The organism is Bradyrhizobium sediminis (assembly GCF_018736085.1).
GTDB classification, from domain to species: Bacteria; Pseudomonadota; Alphaproteobacteria; order Rhizobiales; family Xanthobacteraceae; genus Bradyrhizobium; species Bradyrhizobium sediminis.
Genome location: NZ_CP076134.1, coordinates 4,959,233 through 4,976,602, shown reverse-complemented (window position 1 = coordinate 4,976,602; position 17,370 = coordinate 4,959,233). Strand labels below are relative to the sequence as shown.

19 protein-coding genes are annotated in these 17,370 nt (G+C 64.1%); 16 read left to right on the top strand and 3 right to left on the bottom strand.

What is annotated here, in order from left to right; all coding sequences use genetic code 11:
• Positions 1 to 63 precede the first annotated feature (63 nt).
• A complete protein-coding gene (gene infA, locus KMZ29_RS23985; protein WP_143575210.1) occupies positions 64 to 345 on the bottom strand; it encodes a translation initiation factor IF-1 in 282 nt (93 codons plus the stop codon).
• 24 nt (positions 346 to 369) lie between these two features.
• Positions 370 to 1,818, bottom strand: a complete 1,449-nt coding sequence (locus KMZ29_RS23980; protein WP_215603697.1) for a DEAD/DEAH box helicase — start codon at positions 1,816 to 1,818, stop codon at positions 370 to 372.
• Positions 1,819 to 2,375: 557 nt separating this feature from the next.
• On the opposite strand from KMZ29_RS23980, the gene urtA reads away from it, so the two are divergent.
• The 15 genes from urtA to ureG all read left to right on the top strand — a co-directional run bounded on the left by urtA (position 2,376) and on the right by ureG (position 15,208).
• Positions 2,376 to 3,698, top strand: a complete 1,323-nt coding sequence (urtA, locus tag KMZ29_RS23975) for an urea ABC transporter substrate-binding protein (RefSeq protein ID WP_215603696.1) — start codon at positions 2,376 to 2,378, stop codon at positions 3,696 to 3,698.
• Positions 3,699 to 3,775: 77 nt separating this feature from the next.
• Positions 3,776 to 5,389, top strand: coding sequence for an urea ABC transporter permease subunit UrtB (gene urtB, locus KMZ29_RS23970; RefSeq protein WP_215621500.1), 1,614 nt, complete (start codon positions 3,776 to 3,778; stop codon positions 5,387 to 5,389).
• Between the two features lie 187 nt (positions 5,390 to 5,576).
• On the top strand, positions 5,577 to 6,746 hold the full coding sequence (gene urtC / locus KMZ29_RS23965) for an urea ABC transporter permease subunit UrtC (RefSeq protein ID WP_215624395.1): 1,170 nt from the start codon (positions 5,577 to 5,579) through the stop codon (positions 6,744 to 6,746).
• 4 nt (positions 6,747 to 6,750) lie between these two features.
• On the top strand, positions 6,751 to 7,512 hold the full coding sequence (urtD, locus tag KMZ29_RS23960) for an urea ABC transporter ATP-binding protein UrtD (protein ID WP_215621499.1): 762 nt from the start codon (positions 6,751 to 6,753) through the stop codon (positions 7,510 to 7,512).
• Between the two features lie 86 nt (positions 7,513 to 7,598).
• Positions 7,599 to 8,294 (top strand): urea ABC transporter ATP-binding subunit UrtE, encoded by a 696-nt coding sequence (urtE, locus tag KMZ29_RS23955; RefSeq protein WP_215621498.1) that lies wholly within the window; start codon positions 7,599 to 7,601, stop codon positions 8,292 to 8,294.
• Positions 8,295 to 8,355: 61 nt separating this feature from the next.
• Positions 8,356 to 9,192 carry an urease accessory protein UreD gene (locus tag KMZ29_RS23950; RefSeq protein WP_215621497.1) on the top strand — a complete coding sequence of 279 codons (837 nt, stop codon included), beginning with the start codon at positions 8,356 to 8,358 and terminating at the stop codon, positions 9,190 to 9,192.
• A 43-nt stretch (positions 9,193 to 9,235) separates the two neighbouring features.
• Positions 9,236 to 9,538, top strand: coding sequence for an urease subunit gamma (locus KMZ29_RS23945; protein ID WP_215621496.1), 303 nt, complete (start codon positions 9,236 to 9,238; stop codon positions 9,536 to 9,538).
• A 115-nt stretch (positions 9,539 to 9,653) separates the two neighbouring features.
• Entirely contained in the window at positions 9,654 to 9,959 is a 306-nt protein-coding gene (locus tag KMZ29_RS23940; RefSeq protein ID WP_215621495.1) for an urease subunit beta, read from the top strand.
• A 139-nt stretch (positions 9,960 to 10,098) separates the two neighbouring features.
• Positions 10,099 to 11,811 (top strand): urease subunit alpha, encoded by a 1,713-nt coding sequence (gene ureC / locus KMZ29_RS23935; protein ID WP_215621494.1) that lies wholly within the window; start codon positions 10,099 to 10,101, stop codon positions 11,809 to 11,811.
• Positions 11,812 to 11,858: 47 nt separating this feature from the next.
• Positions 11,859 to 12,158, top strand: a complete 300-nt coding sequence (locus KMZ29_RS23930; RefSeq protein WP_215603688.1) for a putative quinol monooxygenase — start codon at positions 11,859 to 11,861, stop codon at positions 12,156 to 12,158.
• A gap of 25 nt (positions 12,159 to 12,183) precedes the next feature.
• On the top strand, positions 12,184 to 12,483 hold the full coding sequence (locus tag KMZ29_RS23925) for a putative quinol monooxygenase (protein WP_215603687.1): 300 nt from the start codon (positions 12,184 to 12,186) through the stop codon (positions 12,481 to 12,483).
• A 169-nt stretch (positions 12,484 to 12,652) separates the two neighbouring features.
• Positions 12,653 to 13,246: an urease accessory protein UreE gene (locus KMZ29_RS23920; RefSeq protein ID WP_215621493.1), complete on the top strand. Its 594-nt coding sequence runs from the start codon at positions 12,653 to 12,655 to the stop codon at positions 13,244 to 13,246.
• Positions 13,227 to 13,964, top strand: a complete 738-nt coding sequence (locus KMZ29_RS23915) for an urease accessory protein UreF (RefSeq protein WP_215624394.1) — start codon at positions 13,227 to 13,229, stop codon at positions 13,962 to 13,964. The genes KMZ29_RS23920 and KMZ29_RS23915 overlap by 20 nt, the downstream gene beginning before the upstream one ends.
• A gap of 11 nt (positions 13,965 to 13,975) precedes the next feature.
• Positions 13,976 to 14,377: a hypothetical protein gene (locus tag KMZ29_RS23910; protein WP_215621492.1), complete on the top strand. Its 402-nt coding sequence runs from the start codon at positions 13,976 to 13,978 to the stop codon at positions 14,375 to 14,377.
• 168 nt (positions 14,378 to 14,545) lie between these two features.
• Positions 14,546 to 15,208: an urease accessory protein UreG gene (gene ureG / locus KMZ29_RS23905; protein WP_215621491.1), complete on the top strand. Its 663-nt coding sequence runs from the start codon at positions 14,546 to 14,548 to the stop codon at positions 15,206 to 15,208.
• An 87-nt stretch (positions 15,209 to 15,295) separates the two neighbouring features.
• On the opposite strand, the gene KMZ29_RS23900 is transcribed toward ureG, so the two are convergent.
• Positions 15,296 to 15,601, bottom strand: coding sequence for a hypothetical protein (locus KMZ29_RS23900; protein ID WP_215621490.1), 306 nt, complete (start codon positions 15,599 to 15,601; stop codon positions 15,296 to 15,298).
• Between the two features lie 29 nt (positions 15,602 to 15,630).
• Here KMZ29_RS23900 and KMZ29_RS23895 point away from each other — a divergent pair, with 29 nt between their 5' ends.
• Complete coding sequence (locus KMZ29_RS23895) at positions 15,631 to 17,289, top strand: CHASE domain-containing protein (RefSeq protein ID WP_215621489.1); 1,659 nt, start codon at positions 15,631 to 15,633, stop codon at positions 17,287 to 17,289.
• Positions 17,290 to 17,370: the final 81 nt, after the last annotated feature.

Genomic DNA, 17,370 nt, shown 5'->3' with positions numbered 1-17,370 from the left:
TCACGCGGTGCTCGCGATTGGACCGGAGCGCGTCATTCTGACGCGAACCGGTACCCAAATGCGCTAGCGGCGGCGGAATTGACCGCGCGGCGGTGCACCACGCGGGGCTCCGCCACCCGGACGCTCGTCCTTATGGCGGAAGATCAGCCGGCCCTTTTCCAGATCGTAGGGCGACATCTCGATCGTCACCCGATCGCCCGCCAGCGTCTTGATGCGGTTCTTCTTCATCTTGCCGGCGGTGTAGGCGACGATCTCGTGTCCGGCGTCGAGCTGCACGCGATAGCGGGCGTCGGGGAGGATTTCGGTCACCAGTCCTTCGAACTGGATCAGCTCTTCTTTAGCCATGGTTGTCTCCAGATCGATCGACGATTAGCGCGGTCGTTGGGTACGGTTGGGTTTGGTATTCGGACGGCTTTCGCGATGCAAAAAGGCAACCCCCTGCATCCCTTCGGCCCTGCCGCTGCCTTGCGCCGACGGACGCGCCGGCTCGTGCCGGCTGGTCTCGTGGCGGTTGGTTTGCGGAGCGCCATTACTACCACCAGGACGGCGGTTACGGCGAGGGCCTTTCGCGCCGGGGGCGGCTTCATTGTTGCCCCTGCCGGCGTGCACGCGCGGCCCGGATCGAGCCCCGCGATGCTGCGTCGGTGCCGGCGCCGGCTCGCGATGGCCCGGCGTGCGGCGGTCTTCCCGCGGCAAGGCGATGCGGATCAGCTTTTCGATGTCGCGCAGATATCCCATTTCCTCGGCGCCAGCGATCAGCGAGATCGCGACGCCCTCGGCGCCGGCGCGCGCGGTGCGGCCGATGCGGTGGACGTAGGTCTCGGGAATGTTGGGCAGGTCGAAATTCACCACATGGCTGATGCCGTCGACGTCGATGCCGCGGGCGGCGATGTCGGTGGCCACCAAAGTGCGGATCTCGCCGGTGCGGAACGCCGCCAGCACCCGCTCGCGGTGGTTCTGCGACTTGTTGCCGTGGATGGCATCGGCGGTGATGCCGGCCCTGGCGAGGCCCTTCACCACCTTGTCGGCGCCGTGCTTGGTGCGGGTGAAGACCAGCGCGCGGTCGACCGGCTCCTGCTTCAGAAGCTGCGCCAGAAATGCCGGCTTGTTGGAGTGATCGACCTGGATGATACGCTGGGTGATGCGCTCGACCGTGGAGGCTACCGGCGTCACGGCGACGCGGGCCGGATCGCGCAGCATGGCTTCGGCGAGTTCGGCGATATCCTTCGGCATGGTCGCCGAGAAGAACAGCGTCTGCCGCTTGATCGGCAGTTTGGCGACGATCTTCCGGATGTCGTTGATGAAGCCCATGTCCAGCATGCGGTCGGCCTCGTCGAGTACGAGGAACTCGACCTGGCCGAGCTTCAATCCGTTGCTTTGCACGAGATCGAGCAGGCGGCCGGGCGTGGCCACCAAAACTTCGACGCCCTGCATGATCGAGCGGACTTGGCGGCCCATCGGCACGCCGCCGATCGCCAGCGCCGAGGTCAGGCGAATGTGGCGGCCATAGGCGTTGAAGCTGTCGAGGATCTGTCCGGACAGTTCGCGGGTCGGGCTCAGCACCAGCACGCGGCAGGCCTTGGGCTGCGGCTTGATGCGGTTCTCCAGGATCCGGTGCAGGATCGGCAGCGCGAAGGATGCGGTCTTGCCGGTGCCGGTCTGGGCGATGCCGACGACGTCACGGCCGGCGAGTGCGAGGGGGATGGTTTGAGCCTGGATGGGCGTGGGCGTGAGATAATTCTCTTCCTTGAGCGCACGCGAGATTGGATCGGCAAGGCCGAAATCCTGAAAGGAGGTCAAAAGGTGGGTTCTTTCCATTATAAAGGGCAGGCGCCCGGCATTGTTGCAGCCAGGAGCGCGCGAGGGGTGTCAGAGACACCCGCGTGTTGGGGGCGTCGGTTTCGGTTAGCTGAAGGGGCAAGCCAGAAACCGTTGGACGGGCTCAGAACACGCGGCTCGCAGTGACCCGGTGATTCCCTGGGTCGTGTTGATCATATGGAGCACGAACGCGGCGCTTTCAAGGTGAATCGCCCGACTGTTGCCCGGCGGGGTTAAGGGAACTGGTGGAGTGACGCGATTTTTCGCCCGATCGGGGGCTTTCGCGTGCTGCAACGCAAGAATTTTGTGCCGGAAAATTAGCCAATAGGCCTCATTTGCTCAAAAATTGCTCAGGCTGCCGCGTAAGCATACAGTTTTTCCGGCTGAATAATAGGCAAATAAATTCGGCATTTTTGCGGCCAGCGCTAAATTCATCAACAAAAACATTTGGTTATACCCGTTGTCCCCCATGGCATGGTTCTTGCGATTCCATTAACGCAGGCGGCCGTGGGGCCGTTTCGCAGCGTTTAACGTCTGCGTCAGGGAGATGACACCTCATGCTTACTCAATTGACTCACGATATAGCGACGCCTTTGACCCGCCGTCGCTGGCTGGCGGCTACCGCCGGGCTGGTTCTGGGCCTGGCCGCGTTTACCAACGCAAAGGCGGCGGACGACACCATCAAGGTCGGCGTTCTGCATTCGCTTTCGGGCACCATGGCCATCAGCGAAACCACGCTGAAGGACACCATCCTCTTTCTGATCGACGAGCAGAACAAGAAGGGCGGCGTGCTCGGCAAGAAACTCGAGGCCGTCGTCGTCGACCCCGCGTCGAACTGGCCGCTGTTCGCGGAAAAGGCGCGCGAGCTCATCACCAAGAACAAGGTCTCGGTGGTGTTCGGCTGCTGGACCTCGGTGTCGCGCAAGTCCGTGCTGCCGGTGTTCAAGGAACTGAATTCGATCCTGTTCTATCCGGTGCAGTACGAGGGCGAGGAGAGCGAGCGCAACGTGTTCTACACCGGTGCGGCGCCGAACCAGCAGGCGATCCCTGCGGTCGACTACCTGATGAAGGATGAAAAGGTGAAGCGCTGGGTGCTGGCCGGCACCGACTACGTCTATCCGCGCACCACCAACAAGATCCTCGAAGCCTACTTGAAGTCGAAGGGCGTCAAGCAGGAAGACATCATGATCAACTACACGCCGTTCGGTCATTCCGACTGGCAGACGATCGTGGCTGACATCAAGAAGTTCGGCTCGACCGGCAAGAAGACCGCGGTGGTCTCGACCATCAACGGTGACGCCAACGTTCCCTTCTACAAGGAACTCGGCAACCAGGGCATCAAGGCGACCGACATTCCGGTGGTCGCGTTCTCGGTCGGTGAAGAGGAACTCGCCGGCATCGACACCAAGCCGCTGCTCGGCCATCTCGCCGCCTGGAACTACTTCCAGTCGATCAAGGATCCGGGCAACGAGAAGTTCATCAAGGCATGGCAGGCCTACACCAAGAACCCGAAGCGCGTGACCAACGATCCGATGGAAGCTCACGTCATCGGCTTCGACATGTGGGTCAAGGCGGTCGAGAAGGTGAAGTCGGTCGACGCCGACAAGGTGATCGACGCCCTGCCGGGCATCGAAGCCAAGAACCTGACCGGCGGCACCTCCAAGATGCTGCCGAACCATCACATCACCAAGCCGGTGTTCATTGGCGAAATCAAAGCCAACGGCCAGTTCGATGTGGTGTGGAAGACCCCGGGCCTGGTGGCCGGCGATGCATGGTCGAAGGAGCTCGAGGGCTCCAAGGACCTGATCGGCGACTGGGTCGGCAAGAAGTGCGGCAACTACAACACCAAGACCAACAAGTGCGGCGGTCAGGGTTCCTGATAGTTCCCATTGCTCTCTGAGACCGGAGAAGGCGGCGCTGCTGCCGCCTTCTCCTCTACTCCTGCCGGGGTCGTCCAGTGGTTGCCAATGTTCTTGAGCGTTTTCGCGCGCTTGCCCTCTCGATCTTCCTGATCGCCGCCTTCGCCGTTCCGGCGCTCGCGGGCCCGTTCGAGGATGCGGTCGGCAAGTTCGCCAACGACGATTTTTCCGACACCAACGATGCGATCGGTGCGGTCGCGTCATCGGGCAATCCGCTCGCCTTTGCCATCATCAGCGCGCTGCAGGATGGCCGTCTGATGGCCGATCCCGACACCAAAAAAGTCTACGTCACCGAGCCCAACGGCAAGATCGTCGATGCCGCCACCGCCGAACCGGTCGCGAGCCTCCCTGCGGCCGCGGCCGCCGTTCGCCTCAACAACCGCCTGCGCCGCGCCGTCGAAGCTGCATTGGGCGGACTGACCCTACTGTCGCCCGATCCCGCCAAGCGGATCCATGCCGCGCAGTCGGTATTCAAAACCCACGACGAGGCCATGCTTCCGCTGGTCGATGAGGCGCTGAAGAACGAAACCGTCAAGGCCGCCAAGCTGGCCTTTACCGAGGCGCGCGCAGCCATCCTGCTGTTCAAACCCGACGCCACCGACGCTGAAAAACTGGAAGCCATCGCCGCCATCAAGGCGCGCGGCGACCAGGAGGCGATGGCGCTGCTGACCGGGCTGACCGGGGATCAGCCGGCTGCGATCGTGAGCGCCGCGGCGAACGCGACGGCGGCCATTCAGCGCAGCCTCGCGCTGTGGTCGATGGTGCAGAACGCCTGGTACGGCCTGTCGCTCGGCTCGGTCCTGCTGCTCGCGGCTATCGGGCTTGCCATCACCTTCGGGGTGATGGGCGTCATCAACATGGCCCACGGCGAGATGGTCATGATCGGGGCCTACACCACCTTCGTGGTGCAGGAAACCATCCGCACCAGCTATCCCGGGCTGTTCGACTATTCGTTGCTGATGGCGGTGCCGCTGGCCTTCGTCGTCGCCGGCGCGATCGGCATCCTGATCGAGCGCAGCATCATCCGCTTCCTCTACGGCCGCCCGCTGGAGACGCTGCTGGCGACCTGGGGCCTGTCGCTGGTGCTGCAGCAGGCGGTGCGCACCATGTTCGGCCCGACCAACCGCGAGGTCGGCAATCCATCCTGGATGAGCGGCGCGTTCGAGATCGGGCAAGTCACGATCACCTACAACCGGCTGTGGATCCTGTGCTTCACGCTGGCGGTGTTCGCCATCCTGCTCGCGATGCTGCGCTACACGGCGCTCGGCCTCGAAATGCGCGCGGTCACGCAGAACCGGCGCATGGCGGCCTCGATGGGGATCGCGACCTCGCGGGTCGACGCGCTGACCTTCGGCCTCGGCTCCGGCATTGCCGGGATCGCCGGCGTGGCGCTGTCGCAGATCGACAATGTCAGCCCGAACCTCGGCCAGAGCTACATCATCGACTCCTTCATGGTGGTGGTGTTCGGCGGCGTCGGTAATCTCTGGGGCACGCTGGTCGGCGCCTTCACGCTCGGCATCGCCAACAAGTTCCTCGAGCCGGTGGCCGGCGCCGTGCTCGGCAAGATCGCCATCCTGGTGCTGATCATCCTGTTCATCCAGAAGCGCCCGCGCGGCCTGTTCGCGCTCAAGGGGCGGGCGGTGGAAGCATGATGCCGCTTTCTGCAACCGAATCTCATCCGGAGCTCCGCTCCCTCTCCCGCTTGCGGGGGAGGGTTGGGGTGGGGGTCTCTCCGCGATTCACGCTGGTCGTGTGGACAGATTTCCCCCACCCGGATCGCATCGTTCGATGCGATCCGACCTCCCCCGCAAGCGGGAGAGGTAAGGGAGCATGCCTCCGATGATGCCGCATGTGCTCACGCGTTCGCTGGACCGCAGTGCGACCGTGTTTCTCGCGGTGGTCGCCGCGGTCGGCGTGCTGATCCCGCTGTCGAACCTGCTGTTGCCGGCCGGCTCCATGTTCCAGGTGCCGACCTATCTGGTGGCGCTGTTCGGAAAATATGTCTGCTACGCCATCCTCGCGCTCGCGATCGACCTGATCTGGGGCTATTGCGGCATTCTCTCGCTCGGTCACGGCGCCTTCTTCGCGCTCGGCGGCTACGCGATGGGCATGTATCTGATGCGCCAGATCGGCAGCCGCGGCGTCTACGGCAATCCGATCCTGCCCGATTTCATGGTGTTCCTGAACTATCCGAAGCTGCCGTGGTACTGGCACGGCTTCGACATGTTCTGGTTCGCGGCGCTGATGGTCATCCTGGTGCCCGGCCTTCTGGCGTTCTGCTTCGGCTGGCTGGCGTTCCGTTCCCGCGTCACCGGCGTCTATCTCTCGATCATTACGCAGGCGATGACCTATGCGCTGCTGCTCGGGTTCTTCCGCAACGATTTCGGTTTCGGCGGCAACAACGGCCTCACCGACTTCAAGGATATTCTCGGCTTCAGCGTCCAGGCCGACGGCACCCGCGCGGCGCTGTTCCTGCTGAGCTGCCTCGCGCTGATGATCGCCTTCCTGATCTGCCGGGCGGTGGTGACTTCCAAGCTCGGCAAGGTGCTGATCGCGGTGCGCGACGCCGAATCCCGCACGCGATTTTTGGGCTACCGCGTCGAATCCTACAAGCTGTTCGTGTTCACGCTGTCGGCCTGCATGGCCGGCGTTGCCGGCGCGCTCTATGTGCCGCAGGTCGGCATCATCAACCCAAGCGAATTTGCGCCGGGCAACTCGATCGAGGCCGTGATCTGGGTCGCCGTCGGCGGCCGCGGCACCCTGGTCGGCGCGGCGCTCGGCGCCGTCGTCGTCAACTACGCCAAGACGTTCTTCACCTCGGGCGCGCTGGCGCCGTACTGGCTGTTCATGCTGGGCGCGCTGTTCATCCTGGTGACGCTGCTGCTGCCGAAGGGGATCGTCGGCACCTTCAATGCATGGTGGGAGCCGTGGAAGGCGCAGCGCCTCACGGCCAATGCCGAGAGTGCGGCGCGCGAAGACGGCGTCAGCGAACCGAACCCGGCGGAGTGAGCGCATGAACGCCATGGAAACACGTGCCACTTCCGCGCTGCTCTATCTCGACGGCGTGCACGTCTCGTTCGACGGCTTTCACGCCATCAACAACCTGTCGCTGACGCTGGAGCCCGGCGAGATGCGCGCCATCATCGGCCCCAACGGCGCCGGCAAGACCACGATGATGGACATCATCACCGGCAAGACCAAGCCGGACGAGGGCGAGGTGCTGTTCGACGGCGTCACCGACCTGACCCGGCTCGACGAAACCCGGATCGCCGAACTCGGCATCGGCCGCAAATTCCAGAAGCCGACGGTGTTCGAGAGCCAGACCATCCAGGACAATCTCTTGCTGGCGCTCAATGTCGATCACAGCGTCAAGGGCACGCTGTTCTGGCGCGAAACCAGATCCGAATCCGAACGCATCGAGCGCGTGCTGGAAACCATCCGCCTGACCGACGCGCGCAACCGGCTGGCGGGCAGCCTGTCGCACGGGCAGAAGCAGTGGCTCGAGATCGGCATGCTGCTGGCGCAGGATCCGAAACTGCTGCTGGTCGACGAACCGGTCGCCGGAATGACCGACGTCGAAACCCAACAGACCGCCGAACTGCTGAAGGAAATCAACAAGGACAAGACCATCATGGTCGTCGAACACGACATGACCTTCGTCCGTGAGCTCGGCGTCAAGGTGACCTGCCTGCACGAGGGTTCGGTGCTGGCGGAGGGGACCATCGATCAGGTTTCCTCGAACGAGCGCGTGATCGAAGTGTATCTCGGTAGGTAGGGGCGAGTAGCGAATGGCGAATGGAAAGTCTTCTCTAACTATTCGCTATTCGCCATTCGCTACTCGCCCCCTTAAGGACGTGCCACATGCTCAACGTCGACAACATCAATCTCTACTACGGTGCTGCACAAGCCCTGCGCGGCGTCTCGCTCAAGGCCGAACCGGGCAAGGTGATGTGCGTGCTCGGGCGTAACGGCGTCGGCAAGACCTCGCTGTTGCGGGCGCTGGTCGGCCAATACCCGATAGCCTCGGGATCGATCAGTTTCGACGGCGCCGATATCACCGGCTTGAAGCCCTATGAACGGGCGCGCAAGGGTATCGGCTTCGTGCCGCAGGGCCGCGAGATCTTTCCGCTCTTGACGGTCGAGGAAAACCTCAAGACCGGCTTCGGGCCTTTGAAGCGCGACGACCGCAACATCCCCGACGACGTGTTCTCGCTGTTTCCGGTGCTGCAAACGATGCTGGGGCGCCGCGGCGGCGACCTCTCCGGCGGCCAGCAGCAGCAGCTCGCGATCGGGCGGGCGTTGGTGATGCGGCCGAAACTGCTGCTGCTCGACGAGCCGACCGAGGGCATCCAGCCCTCGATCATCAAGGACATCGGGCGCGCGATCTCGTACCTGCGCAGCCTCGGCAATATCGCGATCGTGCTGGTCGAACAATATCTCGACTTTGCCTGCGAGCTCGGCGACAGTTTCGCGGTGATGGACCGGGGTGCCGTGAAATACGCCTGCGATCGCAGCGCTATGGATCCCGCTGAAATCAGCCGCCAGATGGCGCTGTAACAGGTTTCTTTTTGCGCGGCCGGCCTCGGTCGCGCGCCGTTTTGAGAAGATCAGGGGACGGATGCAGACCGATACCACCAGCGCGAATTCCGCGATCTTTGCGGCCAACCGGGCGCAAGGAGCCGTGACGTTCGACGTGCACCAGGTCGAGGGCGTCACCCGCCGCCGCCATCTCCGCGAGTCCGGCTCCCTGCGCGTGCGTTTCCCGTCGCCGGAGGCGGAGGGCCTCTCGGCGGTATTCGTCAACACCGCGGGCGGCATTGCCGGCGGCGACCGTTTCGATATCGATATCGCGGCCGGCGAAGGATCCCGTCTTGCGGTGACGACGGCGGCCGCTGAAAAGATATACCGGGCGGCGGGGCCCGCCGCGCGAGTCAATATTGCGCTGAAGGCGGCCGCGGGGGCGCATCTCGCCTGGCTGCCGCAGGAGACCATTTTGTTCGACCGGGCGCGGGTATCGCGCCGCATCGACATCGATCTGGCCGAAGGCGCCTCGCTTCTGCTCTGCGAAATCGTGGTATTCGGCCGCACCGCGATGGGCGAGCGCATGCTATCAGGCGAATTCGTCGACCGCTGGCGGATGCGGCGCGGCGGCCGGCTGGTGTTTGCGGAAAACATCCGCCTCGACGGCGACATCGGCGAAAAACTGGCCCGGCCCGCGGTGGCAAACGGCGGCGTCGCCATCGGTACCGCGCTGATCGTGCCGGGCGACGAGGCGCTGGTGGAGCGCATCCGCGAGCTTTCCGATTCCTTCGGCAGCGAAGTCGGCATCTCCTGCTGGAACGGGTTTGCAATGGCCCGCTTCTGTGGCCAAGATGCGGCCCGGCTGCGCGCCGACATGATGGCGGTGCTCGGCTGCGCCAGTGGCGTGGGGCTACCGCGGCTGTGGCTCAACTAGATCAGATCGAAATTATCCGGATTGAAATTATCAGAGTGCTCGCATGAATCTCTCCCCCCGCGAAAAGGACAAGCTGCTGATCTCGATGGCGGCGATGGTGGCACGGCGCCGGCTGGAGCGCGGCATCAAGCTCAACCATCCCGAAGCGGTCGCGATCATTTCCGATTTCATCGTCGAGGGCGCGCGCGATGGCCGCACCGTCGCCGAATTGATGCAGGCCGGCGCCCAGGTCCTGACCCGCGCGCAGTGCATGGATGGCATCGCCGAGATGATCCACGATATCCAGGTCGAAGCCACGTTTCCCGACGGGACCAAACTCGTCACCGTGCATGAACCGATCAGATGACGCCAGTCATTCCGGGGCGGCGCAATGCGCCGAACCCGGAATCCAGAAGTTATTGGAACGAGATTCCGGGTTCGCGCTGCGCGCGCCCCGGAATGACGAGGAAGGGAATATCCACATGATCCCCGGCGAACTCTTCATCCAGGGTGGCGAGATCGAACTCAATGCCGGCCGCAAGACGGTGACGCTCACCGTCGCCAATACCGGCGACCGTCCGATCCAGGTCGGCTCGCACTATCATTTCTTCGAGACCAATCCGGCGCTGAAATTCGACCGCAGACGCGCCCGCGGCATGCGGCTCGACATCGCCGCCGGCACCGCCGTCCGCTTCGAGCCCGGCCAGACCCGCGACGTGCAGCTGGTGGCGCTGGCCGGCAAGCGCGTCATCTACGGTTTCCGCGGCGACGTGATGGGCAAGCTGTGATCCCTGACAACACAAGCACGGTAGTCGGGCTCCCTCCCCCCTTGCGGGGGAGGGTTGGGGAGGGGGGTAGCTCCGAACTCCCATGTTCGCGATTTCACGCCTCTGCAAACAACCGCCGATCTGAGAGCTGGAGCACGATATGTCCGTGAAGATAAAACGTTCCGTCTATGCCGACATGTTCGGGCCGACTACCGGCGACCGGGTGCGGCTCGCCGACACCGATCTCATCATCGAGGTCGAGAAGGACTTCACCGTCTATGGCGAGGAGGTGAAGTTCGGCGGCGGCAAGGTGATCCGGGACGGCATGGGGCAATCGCAAGCTTCCAACAAGCAGGGCGCGGCCGATACCGTCATCACCAATGCGCTGATCGTCGACCATTGGGGCATCGTGAAAGCCGACGTCGCGATCAAGGAGGGCTATATCAGCGCCATCGGCAAGGCCGGCAATCCCGACATCCAGCCCGGCGTCACCATCGTGATCGGCCCCGGCACCGATATCATCGCGGGCGAGGGCAAGATCCTCACCGCCGGCGGCTTCGACAGCCACATCCATTTCATCTGCCCGCAGCAGATTGAGCATGCATTGATGTCCGGCGTCACCTCGATGCTGGGCGGCGGCACCGGCCCCTCGCACGGCACCTTTGCCACCACCTGCACGCCCGGGCCATGGCACATGGCGCGGATGATCCAGTCGTTCGACGCGTTCCCGGTCAATTTGGGCATTTCAGGCAAGGGCAACGCCTCGCGGCCGGCGGCGCTGGTCGAGATGATCAAGGCCGGCGCCTGCGCGCTGAAGCTGCATGAGGACTGGGGCACCACGCCGGCGGCGATCAACAATTGCCTGAGCGTTGCCGACGACTATGACATCCAGGTCATGATCCATTCCGACACGCTGAATGAATCCGGCTTCGTCGAGGACACCGTGAAGGCTTTCAAGGGCCGCACCATCCATGCCTTCCACACCGAAGGCGCCGGCGGCGGCCACGCGCCTGATATCATCAAGATCGCGGGCTTGAAGAACGTGCTGCCGTCCTCGACCAACCCGACGCGGCCGTTCACCCGCAACACCATCGATGAGCATCTGGACATGCTGATGGTGTGCCACCATCTCGATCCCTCGATCGCCGAGGACCTCGCCTTTGCCGAAAGCCGCATCCGGAAAGAGACCATCGCGGCGGAAGACATCCTGCACGACCTCGGCGCGCTCTCGATGATGTCGTCGGATTCGCAGGCCATGGGCCGGCTCGGCGAAGTCATCATCCGCACCTGGCAGACCGCCGACAAGATGAAGAAGCAGCGCGGTTCGTTGCCGCAGGACAAGGGCAACAACGACAATTTCCGCGTCAAGCGCTACATCGCGAAATACACCATCAACCCCGCGATCGCGCACGGCGTCTCCAGGCTGATCGGCTCGGTGGAAAAGGGCAAGCTCGCCGATCTCGTGCTGTGGTCGCCGGCTTTCTTCGGCGTCAAGCCTGATTGCGTCATCAAGGGCGGCTCGATCGTGGCCGCGCCGATGGGCGATCCCAACGCGTCCATTCCCACGCCGCAGCCCGTGCATTACCAGCCGATGTTTGCCGCCTTCGGCAAGTCGCTGACGGCGTCCTCGGTGGTGTTCTCCTCCAGGGCCGCGGTGGCCTCGGGGCTGGCGAAGAAGCTCGGTATCGACAAGAAGCTCTATGCGGTTGAAAATACCCGCGGCGGCATCTCCAAGAAGAGCATGATCCATAATTCCGCCACGCCGAAAATCGAGGTCGATCCCGAGACCTATGAGGTGCGCGCCGACGGCGAACTTTTGGCCTGCGCCCCGGCCGAGGTGCTCCCCATGGCGCAGCGCTATTTCATGTTCTAAGGTCTTTCCCGGTACTTCAAGCCAGAACAAAAGACCGGGAGGATCTCGTGATTTACGTCGTTGCCACACTGACCGTGAAGCCTGAAACGCGCGCCGAATTCATTGCCGCCGCCACCGCCTGCATCAAGGAAACCCGGAAAGAAGCCGGCAATATTGCTTATGACTTGCATGAGAGCGTCACCGATCCGGCCAAGATGGTGTTCGTCGAGCAGTGGGAAAACGCCGAGGCGCTGGTGCCGCACCGCGGCGCCGAGCATATGAAGACCTTCGGCCGCGTCGCGGTGAAATGCTTCGCCGCGCCGCCGAAGATCGAGGTCATCACGCCCGAAAAAGTCGACGTCCGCTGAGCAGGAAGAAGCCGGAGAACCATCGATGATCTACGTCGTCGCCACTTCGCAGGTGAAGCCGGAATGCCGGGATGCCTTCATCAAGGGCGCCAAGGAATGCATCGCCGCCACCCGCAAGGAGAAGGGCTGCATCTCCTATGAAAACCACACCAGCATCCACGACCCCAATCTGTTCGTGGTGGTCGAGCGCTGGGAAACCCGCGAGGATCTCAACGCCCATGGCAAGGCGCCGCACATGAAGGTGTGGCGGGAGTATTCCGCGCCGCTCAAGGTGTCGCCGACCGTGATCGAGATCATCAGCGACGGCAAGGTCGAGAAGTTCTGATGCGCGTTCCGCCTGGGTGGAATCATGGCTGTATATTCGGTGGCCTCGTGGTTCGAGACGCGCGGCGTTGCCGCGCTCCTCACCATGAGGGTCTGAAACCTCATCCTGAGGAGGCGCCAAGCGCCGTCTCGAAGGATGAAGCCACCGGAAGTGCTCCAGGCATGGTCCCATGATCCGCGCCACCGAAGTCCGGGGACAGCATCGCTGGACGGAAGCGCCGGCCGATACCGTGGTGCTCGATTTTGACGATCGGCACCGGCGGCGGATGGCGATGACTGGCACGCGGGGACTGGAATTCCTGCTCGACCTCGAAACCGCCGTTGCGCTACGCGGCGGCGACGCGCTGGTGCTCGAGGACGGCCGGCTGGTCGAGGTGGTCGCCGCCCCCGAGCCGCTGGCCGAGATCCGCTGCAACGATCCGCACCATCTGGTCCGGGTCGCCTGGCATCTCGGCAACCGCCACCTGCCGACCCAGATCATGCCCAAGGGCCTGCGCATCCGCAGGGACCACGTCATCGAGGCGATGGTGAAGGGGCTGGGCGCGCGGGTGATCGAGATCGAGGCGCCGTTCGATCCCGAAGGCGGCGCCTATGCGGATTCCGGCCACGCCCACGCGCCGGAGGTCCACGATCATTCATCGCACGATCATGGCCACCATCATCATGGTGAACACGATCATCATCACCATGATGACCATCGCCACGACGAGCACTGCGACCACGACCATCACCACGGTCATTCCCATGCTCATGACCACAAATGAGCCGCCGCCGGTCGCCGGCCGGGACGGCATGACGGAAGCCGAAGCCGCGGCGCTGTACCGGCTGATGACCTGGCTGTCGCCGGCCTTTCCGGTCGGCGCGTTCTCCTATTCCAGCGGCATCGAATGGGCGGTGGAAGCCGGCGACATCACCGATGCCGCCTCGTTGCGGGACTGGCTGGCCTCGATGCTGGCGGACGGCAGCGGTTTCTGCGACGGCGTGGTGCTGGCCCACGCCCACCGCGCCACCGCATTGGGCGACGATGCGGCCCTGCGCGGCATCGCGGAGCTCGCCGCCGCCCTGGTGCCCTCGCGCGAGCGCCAGCTCGAAACCTCGGCGCAGGGTCGCGCCTTCATCGACATCGCGCGTGCGGCCTGGCCTTGCGAGGGGCTCGGTCAGGTGATCGCGGCCTGCGGCGCTACCATCGTCTATCCCGTCGCGGTTGGCCTTGTCAGCGCAGCGCATGCGATGCCGCTCGCCCCCACCTTGCATGCGTTCTTTCACGCGCTGGCGTCGAACTGGATTTCCGCAGGCGCGCGGCTGATCCCGCTCGGGCAGACCGACAGCCAGCGCGTGCTGGCGCAGCTCGAACCGGTCGTCGTCGCCACCGCCAAACGGGTGATGGCCGCTGCGCTCGACGATCTCGGCAGCGCGAGTTTCCGCGCTGATCTCGCCTCGATGCGGCACGAGACGCAGTATACGAGGCTGTTCCGCTCATGAGGGCTTTCGCCATGCGTTGGGCTACGCGGATCGTCTGGGGGCTGGCGGGGTTGGTCACGCTCGCGGCCGCGCCGGCATTGGCGGGCGGCAGTCTCGGTCTGGACGAGGTTTTGAAGGCGGTCGCAACCGCGCCGAAACTGGTGGCGGAAATCCAGGCCGAGCTCGGCAAGAACAATCTCAAGCCCGGCGACGTCGTGTGCGGCGGCGCGCGCCACGGCAACCACTGGAAATATCTCGGCGGCGGCCGCGCGGCGCCTTACGAATGCGAGATCGGCAAGCGCACGCTGGAGATCGAGGCCGACCGCACCTATTTCGACGCGCGCGGCAAGTCGCTCGGCGACGTCGAGAAGGCTGATCCGCAGCTCGCTAGGACTTTCCGGGAAGACAATTTTCGCTGGACCTGGACGCCGTGATCCGGAATGCAACGTATCCCTCAACGCGTCGTCCCGGCGAACGCCGGGACCCATACGCCGTGCAACTGCGATTGGAAAATGGTGTGAGACAACTCGCTAACGATACGACCGCCGGTGGTTATGGGTCCCGGCGTTCGCCGGGACGACGGCAGAGAAAGAGCAACTGACATGTCGAAATCTCACGGCCCGCTTCGCATCGGCATCGGCGGCCCGGTCGGCTCCGGCAAGACCGCGCTGATGGACCTGCTCTGCAAATCCATGCGCGAGCGCTACGACATCGCCGCGATCACCAATGACATCTACACCAAATGGGATGCGGAATTCCTGGTGCGCTCGGGGTCGCTGACGCCGGACCGCATCGCCGGCGTCGAGACCGGCGGCTGCCCGCATACCGCAATCCGCGAGGACGCCTCGATGAACCTCGCCGCGGTCGCCGACATGCGCGCCAGATTTCCCGATCTCGACCTGGTGCTGATCGAATCCGGCGGCGACAATCTCGCCGCCACCTTCTCACCGGAACTCGCCGATCTCACCATCTACGTCATCGACGTCGCCGCCGGCGACAAGATCCCGTCCAAGGGCGGGCCCGGCATCACTCGCTCCGACCTGCTGGTGATCAACAAGATCGACCTCGCCCCGCATGTCGGCGCGTCGCTGGAGAAGATGAGCACCGATGCGAAGAGGATGCGCGGCGAGCGGCCCTTCGTCATGACCAACCTGAAGAGGTGCGAAGGCCTCGACCGCATCATCGGCTTCATCGAGGCCAAGGGCGGCCTCGAGCCGGCGGCCAAGGCCAGGGAAAAGGCGAAGGACAAGGTCAAGGCGGGCTGAACGGTCGCGTTAATACTTGTGGCAGGCGGCAGGCAGCGCAAGACAATCCAGACACCGTCATTCCGGGATGGTCCGGAGGACCAGACCTCAGGTGCGCAATTGCGCACCGGGGAATCCCGAGATTCCGGGTTCGATGCTTCGCATCGCCCCGGAATGACACCATTGGGATTGGCCTCGAGGTGAACGGCGGCAAAGACGGAACCAAATCGCTTCGCTGCGGTTAGCTTCCTCTGGCCTCGCCATAACGACAATCCATGGCAGGCACTTGTTAGTGCTACTCTCCAGCCGCAGTTGCGCGCCGATGATCGCTGCTTCATTATCCCGACGGTTGGTACTCATTCTGTTGCGGTTCGTCGCCGTACCGGCGGCCGCGAGATGTTTGATCTGTTTCATCGCCAACGCCTCTTCTTCTGAGTAAGCGAGTGGTTCGGCTCGGTTTCATCATCGCCTTCATCGCATTGATCGGGGCTCTGCTTTCCGGGCTTGCGGCCTATCGCGTCCACGACCAGGAGCTGACCGTGGACGGCATCGCGATGGCGCGCGCGATCGACGTTCATGCCAGCCTGGTCCAGGACCGCCTGACCGAGCGTGAACTGCTCGCCCGCGTCGCCTCCGGCCTGTTCCGCGCGCCCTCCGTGATCAAGGCCAATATGCTGCAGCCGCTGCGGGCCTCGATCTACGCCTTCAAGACCGATTTCGTGGTCGCCAGCTGGATCGCGCGGCTGCAGCCGGGCGAACTCGAGGCGGCGCGCAAGGAGCTGGCGAGCGAGAGGTTTCCCAATCCCTCGATCCGGAATTTCGACGACAAGCCGCTGGACCGGCAGTCGCTCGACAGGCCGGTCGATGTGCTGATGGACGTCGAACCCCGCAACGCGGCGACGGTGGCCTTTCCGGGCCGGTCCTACAGCCACCATCCAGTTCTCGGGCCGATGTTCGCCCGCGCCATGACGGCGGGCAAGCCGGTGGCGTCCGATCCGATGCCGCTGTTGCGCTCCGACGGACCGGTTGGCGTCGTGCTTGCCGCGCCGGTGCTGCCTGACAGTGCCTCCCAGCCGGCGGGCTTCGTGACCTTTTCCTACGAGCTGGCGCCGCTGATGCTGGCGAACGACGATCTGTCGCTGTTCTCGGTGGCGCTGAGGGACCCCAACAGCGCCGATCAGGAACTGGTCGCGACCGATCGCGATCACGTCGGCTCCAGGATCGTGTCGCCGGAAGCGCCGCCGCCGTCGATGGTGCGCACCGTGAGCTTCGGCGACCGCGACTGGTCGCTCGCCTATTACGCCAAGAACAACGCGATGATGCGCGCCCGGCAGACCGCCGCCATCGTGGCGGCGATCGGGCTTGCGCTGACCGGCATCGTCTGCGGGCTGTTCGGCTACGTCGCCTACAACAATTTGCGGCTCAGCCGCGAAATCCAGGTGCGTATCGGCTTCGAACGGCGGCTCACCGCCGTGATCGACGAGCTCAATCACCGCGTCAAGAACATCCTGGCGGTGATCCAGTCGATCGTGACCCGCACGCTGCGCCACGGCGCCGACATCGACGTCGCCCGCGATCTCCTGATCGGCCGCATCCATGCGATGTCGAACGTGGTGACGTTGTTGAGCGAAAGCCAGTGGCAGGGCGTCAAGCTGAAGGGGCTGTTCGAGGCGCGCGCGATTCCCCACGCCGAGCGCATCGCGGTCTCGGGTCCCGATATTGCGGTGAGCGCGCGGGCCGCGCAGAGCCTGTCGCTGCTGTTCTTCGAACTGGCGTCGCATTCCGACGAGGGACTGTCGCTGGTCGGCAAGCACCCGCACATCACGGCGCATTGGCAAGTGACCGGGGATGAACCCGACACGACATTTCATTTCCGCTGGGAAGAGTTCAACACCAGCGCCGCGACCCGCCGCGAGGACTCCGATTTCGGCCTCATCCTGCTCGACCGCGTCGCGCCGGAAGCGCTCGGCGGCGCCGCGAAGCGGTATTTCACGGACGTCAGCTACGTCTACGAACTCACCGCCCCGATGGAGACCGTCGTCGACATGACCGAGCGCGACCGCAGCGAACAATTCTCGGCACCGGTGAGGCCGGTGCGGTAGGTTTCGTTATTGCGTCACACATCAGCCGCCGTCCCGGCCAAGCCAACGGGTCGCACGAATGCGCGCCCGATGACAGGCTCC

Excerpts from the sequence above, each read along its gene's own strand:
- infA (WP_143575210.1), bottom strand. The coding sequence starts at position 345 with ATGGCTAAAGAAGAGCTGATCCAGTTCGAAGGACTGGTGACCGAAATC.
- KMZ29_RS23980 (WP_215603697.1), bottom strand. The coding sequence starts at position 1,818 with ATGGAAAGAACCCACCTTTTGACCTCCTTTCAGGATTTCGGCCTTGCC.
- urtA (WP_215603696.1), top strand. The coding sequence starts at position 2,376 with ATGCTTACTCAATTGACTCACGATATAGCGACGCCTTTGACCCGCCGT.
- urtC (WP_215624395.1), top strand. The coding sequence starts at position 5,577 with ATGATGCCGCATGTGCTCACGCGTTCGCTGGACCGCAGTGCGACCGTG.
- urtD (WP_215621499.1), top strand. The coding sequence starts at position 6,751 with ATGAACGCCATGGAAACACGTGCCACTTCCGCGCTGCTCTATCTCGAC.
- urtE (WP_215621498.1), top strand. The coding sequence starts at position 7,599 with ATGCTCAACGTCGACAACATCAATCTCTACTACGGTGCTGCACAAGCC.
- KMZ29_RS23950 (WP_215621497.1), top strand. The coding sequence starts at position 8,356 with ATGCAGACCGATACCACCAGCGCGAATTCCGCGATCTTTGCGGCCAAC.
- KMZ29_RS23945 (WP_215621496.1), top strand. The coding sequence starts at position 9,236 with ATGAATCTCTCCCCCCGCGAAAAGGACAAGCTGCTGATCTCGATGGCG.
- KMZ29_RS23940 (WP_215621495.1), top strand. The coding sequence starts at position 9,654 with ATGATCCCCGGCGAACTCTTCATCCAGGGTGGCGAGATCGAACTCAAT.
- ureC (WP_215621494.1), top strand. The coding sequence starts at position 10,099 with ATGTCCGTGAAGATAAAACGTTCCGTCTATGCCGACATGTTCGGGCCG.
- KMZ29_RS23925 (WP_215603687.1), top strand. The coding sequence starts at position 12,184 with ATGATCTACGTCGTCGCCACTTCGCAGGTGAAGCCGGAATGCCGGGAT.
- KMZ29_RS23920 (WP_215621493.1), top strand. The coding sequence starts at position 12,653 with ATGATCCGCGCCACCGAAGTCCGGGGACAGCATCGCTGGACGGAAGCG.
- KMZ29_RS23915 (WP_215624394.1), top strand. The coding sequence starts at position 13,227 with ATGCTCATGACCACAAATGAGCCGCCGCCGGTCGCCGGCCGGGACGGC.
- KMZ29_RS23910 (WP_215621492.1), top strand. The coding sequence starts at position 13,976 with ATGCGTTGGGCTACGCGGATCGTCTGGGGGCTGGCGGGGTTGGTCACG.
- ureG (WP_215621491.1), top strand. The coding sequence starts at position 14,546 with ATGTCGAAATCTCACGGCCCGCTTCGCATCGGCATCGGCGGCCCGGTC.
- KMZ29_RS23900 (WP_215621490.1), bottom strand. The coding sequence starts at position 15,601 with ATGAAACAGATCAAACATCTCGCGGCCGCCGGTACGGCGACGAACCGC.